The sequence below is a fragment of the Candidatus Andeanibacterium sp. genome, assembly GCF_057143545.1.
Map to the genome: position 1 here is coordinate 1 of NZ_DBNHSF010000231.1, position 4015 is coordinate 4015.

Sequence of the window (4015 nt, forward strand, 5' to 3'; positions counted from 1 at the left end):
CGGGCTCGCCAAGACGCTCCACCTCGAAGGCGCGAAATACAATGTCAGGGTGAATGCGCTCGCCCCGCTCGCCGCGACCAGGATGACCGAGGACATCATTCCGGAACAGATCTCGGGCATGTTTGCCCCGGAAAACGTGGTGCCTGCGGCGCTCTACCTGGTCAGCGAGGACGCGCCCAACAATGTCATCGTGGGGGCCGGCGCCGGCGGCTACCATTCGGCCTTCGTCACAATGAACGAGCCGGTGATCCTGCCCGAAGGCGAGCGCACTGTCGAAGGCGTGGCCGCGGCGTGGGAGCGGATTTCCGCGCGCGACAACGATTTCGTGCCGCAATCGGGCAATGAGCAGACCGGCCATGTGCTGGCCCAGATCCAGAAGGCGGGGAGCGCGGATTAGGCTGCATTGCAATCCCCCTGCCCTCGCCTAGACTGAGGCGCAGGCATCTGGGGATCGGGTAGTGGGCTTCGCGCGAGGGCTCGAAATACTGGAACGGCGCGCCAGATGGCTGCGCGGCTTCCTGCTGGCCTTCATTGCGTTCGCCTTGCTGGCTTTTCCTGCGGTATTCCTTGCCGGGTTCGCGGCGGCCAGTCTCGGCCTTTCGCCGGTGACGCTGAGTATGCTCGCGCTGGCCTATGCCTCGGCCTATCTGTTGTTGCTGTTCGGCATTGTCGTCATGTCATGCCTGTGGACCTATCGCGCGTGGCGCAATCTGCACGACTTGGGGCTCACTGGACTGCGTTATTCGCCCGGCTGGGCGGTCGGCAGCTATTTCGTGCCGCTGGTCAACCTCTACGTGCCCTTCAAGGCGATGCGCGAGCTCTACAACCGCAGCGCCGGGGACGACGAATTCCAGGCCGATAGCAGCGCCGAACTGGTGACCTCGTGGTGGGCGTGCGCAGTCGGCGCATTCGCGGTGCAGCTGTTCCAGAACGGTGTCGACCTGTTCAACACTAACGGGGTTGTCTTCATCGTCGCCCCGCCGACGGTCGATCTGGCGATGTCGCTGCTTGGCATAATTCTCTCGCTCGCGGCGACTTTCCTCTACTGGAAGCTCGTCGGCAGGATCACCCGCGAACAACTTGAGATGAAAAGCGCCAGCCAGGCCTTTGCCTGACGATCAGCACTCGACAGTCTTCAACAATCGCCGCTCGATCGGGGCCAGCACCCCGGCAAGTTCGTGGCCGCGCCTGAGCACCTGTCCCTGCTCGCCGAACAGGGTCCACATTCCCTGCCGCCCGCGCAGCGCCGGACGCTTTTCAATCCTGGTCTGGGGCTGTTCGGATGTCCGGCGGAAGGCCGCGAAGACGGCGATGTCCCGGGTAAAATCCATCGCATAGTCGCGCCATTGCCCGGCCGCGACCATGCGTCCGTAGAGATCGAGTATGCGCATCAGTTCGATCCGCTCGAACCCCACCTGGATCGGAGGGTTTTGGGGTACGCGACCGGGAAACGGGAAGACGTTGCCGACTTCCGTGAACGCCGCCATCAGCTATCCGTACCGCTGCGCTTGGAAACCGGGGCGGTTTCGACGGATACCTGCTTCAGCGCATCGAGCTCCGCCTTGAGCGCGGCCAGCTGGGCCTCGAGTTCCTCGATCCTTTGCACGCCCGGCTCGCATGGTTCGTCGCATGGCGTGCCATAGGGCATGAATTCGCGCAGCCAGGTCTCGGCCGGGACCAGCGTCGAGCGGGCCTTGAGGCCGATCATCGTCGCACCTTCGGGGACATCGTCGGTGACCACCGCATTTGCCCCGACCCGTGCGCGTTCGCCGATCGTGATCGGCCCGATGATCTGCGCACCCGAACCGATGATCACATTGTCCTTCAGCGTCGGATGGCGTTTGCCGCCGATTCCGTTGGCCGGATTGGTCCCGCCCAGGGTGACGCATTGGTAGATCGTAACATTGTCGCCGATTTCTGCGGTTTCTCCGATCACCGTGAAGCCATGGTCAATGAAGAAGTTCTTGCCGATCCGCGCGCCAGGGTGGATGTCGATCGCGGTCAGGAAGCGCGAGAAATGGTTCACCATGCGCGCGAGGAAATACATTCGCCCGCGAAACAGCCAGTGCGCCACGCGGTGGAACGCCAGGGCCCACACCCCGGGATAGAGCAGGATTTCCCAGCGCGAACGGGGCGCGGGGTCGCGCGCGCGCACGGAATCCAGGTAATTGGTCAACCGATTGGCCATAATCGCTGATTCTTCCCCAAAATTGGCGCTAAAGCAAGCGCGGCTGTTCCGAGCCGGAAATTGCTTCCAGTGCATCCCGCCAGATCGACAGGGTCGCGGGTTGCTTGCGCTCCATGCTCAGCCGATCGATCGTGGCAACCAGCTGCTCGATCCCCTGAAAACTGCGGATGCAGCGGGGCACGAGGTAGCCGGTCGCGCCATCGCCCAGCGCCAGCCCATATTCCTCGGCAATTGCAAGGATGAGGTTACCGGCCATCTCGTCGTCTGGCTGGGAAATTTCCAGCTGGAGCGCTGCTCCCAGGCGGGACTTGAGGTCGGGAAGCGCGATCTCCCAATGCTCGGCATCGCTGACGATCAGCAGCGGCGTTCCGCTTTCCTGTGCGCGGTTCCAGCGGTGGAACAATTCGGTCTCGTCGATCGTGTCGGCACTGTCGATAGCTTCGCCCCCAATTCCTCTCGGGGCCTGCCGGTTGAACCATTGCGCGATCAGCGACTTGCCCGAACGCGGCGGCCCCGCGAGCACCGCGGTCCGGAAGGGCCAGCTTTCGGGAGCGGCCAGGGCTTCGAATACATGGGCGTTGGCATTGCCGACTACGATCCGGCTTGGGCCGGAGCCCGGCCCTCCTCGCAATGGCAGGGCGATCTGACCGCTCATCCCTACCTGCTGATGCTGAGCGAATTGCCGCTTTGAGCGACATTCCACCCGCGCGAGCGCAAGGCCGCCGCGAGGCCGCCGATGTCGCCGGCATAGCTGACCCGCATGACCGAGACGCCGCCGATCGCAATGCTGCTGGTCGCCGCGCCCCTGACTCCGGGAGCACCCCTGACGGAGGAAAGCGCGGCATCGACCGACGATCCGTCGGGCGAGGAGAACTGGACCACAAAACTGCTGACCGTCTGCGCCTGCGGCAAGGCGGCATCGACGACCTGCGTCGGCAGCACCTCGCCTGCCTGCGCGGCGGCGTTGGCGGCATTTTCCTGGGCCTCCCTGATGCGGCGCTCGGATGCGATCAGTTCGGCGATCACTGGATCAAGCGCGACCCGGTCCTCGCGCAGGGTGGGATCGGGAGTCAGCAATCCGCGATCGAGGGCGCCGGTATAAATCTCGTCGAAGCGCGCGATGGCAGCTTCCAGCATGTCGCCCACGCCATCTTCGTTTTCCGCTTCGAGCGTGAAATCGTCGATATAGCGATTGTCGGGCCCGTAACGCGCGGTGAACCTGCCTCTCACCGGCCCGCCGGGCCATTGGCGGCTCAGTTCCGCGACCGGAACGAGGACATCCGCCGCGCCGAATTCGTCGAGGATATTGCGCCACCAGCTGCGGCTGCGCCGCCCGAGCTGGCCGTAATTGAGCAACAGCGAATCCCCCCCGGCACCCGACGGCCGAACATAATCGATCGCGCTGGTCCCGGTCTGGAATTCCGCCCAGGCGCGCTGCCAGGGATTGCGCACTTCGTAGACGGTGTAGGTTCCGCCCGATCTAAGCACCGGGATGGTCAGCATCGGCGCGGAGGTGCGGCTGGCGGTCTGGCTGCCGAGCAACGGTCCGGCCTTGGTCCGGTCGTAGCTGATGCCAAGCGTCGCGATATAGCGGCGCGGCCCGACCTGTTCGCTCTCGATCACCACCGCTGCGACCATCGCTTCAAGCTGGGAATCGCTGATATCGGGCCCGTCGAGCCTTTCCCAGCCCAGCCGTTGCGCGAGCTTCCAGCCCTTTTCGCGCGCATCCTGCGGATTGTCGCCGCGGACATCGACCGCGATTCCATTGACAGTGATGTCGCTGCTGCTCGCAACCGGCGTGATTCCGCGCTCGCCCTCGACCTGCGC

At 64.4% G+C, this 4015-nt stretch carries 5 protein-coding genes and 1 pseudogene; 2 read left to right on the plus strand and 4 right to left on the minus strand.

What is annotated here, in order from left to right:
- Both AC16XC_RS13295 and AC16XC_RS13300 read left to right on the plus strand, forming a co-directional pair.
- A pseudogene (locus tag AC16XC_RS13295) lies at nt 1-397 on the plus strand (3-oxoacyl-ACP reductase); the annotation flags it as partial.
- 61 nt (nt 398-458) lie between these two features.
- Complete coding sequence (locus AC16XC_RS13300; RefSeq protein ID WP_484035146.1) at nt 459-1115, plus strand: DUF4328 domain-containing protein; 657 nt, start codon at nt 459-461, stop codon at nt 1113-1115.
- Between the two features lie 3 nt (nt 1116-1118).
- Here AC16XC_RS13300 and AC16XC_RS13305 read toward each other — a convergent pair whose 3' ends face one another.
- From AC16XC_RS13305 to AC16XC_RS13320, 4 genes are all read right to left on the minus strand, one after another.
- Entirely contained in the window at nt 1119-1487 is a 369-nt protein-coding gene (locus tag AC16XC_RS13305) for a DUF2794 domain-containing protein (protein WP_484035147.1), read from the minus strand.
- Nucleotides 1487-2188, minus strand: coding sequence for a serine O-acetyltransferase EpsC (gene epsC, locus AC16XC_RS13310; RefSeq protein ID WP_484035148.1), 702 nt, complete (start codon nt 2186-2188; stop codon nt 1487-1489). The genes AC16XC_RS13305 and epsC overlap by 1 nt, the downstream gene beginning before the upstream one ends.
- 28 nt (nt 2189-2216) lie before the next feature.
- Nucleotides 2217-2843, minus strand: a complete 627-nt coding sequence (locus AC16XC_RS13315) for a P-loop NTPase family protein (RefSeq protein WP_484035149.1) — start codon at nt 2841-2843, stop codon at nt 2217-2219.
- 2 nt (nt 2844-2845) lie between these two features.
- Nucleotides 2846-4015: heavy-metal-associated domain-containing protein (locus AC16XC_RS13320; RefSeq protein ID WP_484035150.1), on the minus strand; the 1170-nt coding region annotated here is incomplete at its 5' end.

What these genes read in the sequence shown, in the direction of transcription:
- AC16XC_RS13305 (WP_484035147.1), bottom strand. Translation starts at nt 1,487, where the DNA reads ATGGCGGCGTTCACGGAAGTCGGCAACGTCTTCCCGTTTCCCGGTCGC.
- epsC (WP_484035148.1), bottom strand. Translation starts at nt 2,188, where the DNA reads ATGGCCAATCGGTTGACCAATTACCTGGATTCCGTGCGCGCGCGCGAC.
- AC16XC_RS13315 (WP_484035149.1), bottom strand. Translation starts at nt 2,843, where the DNA reads ATGAGCGGTCAGATCGCCCTGCCATTGCGAGGAGGGCCGGGCTCCGGC.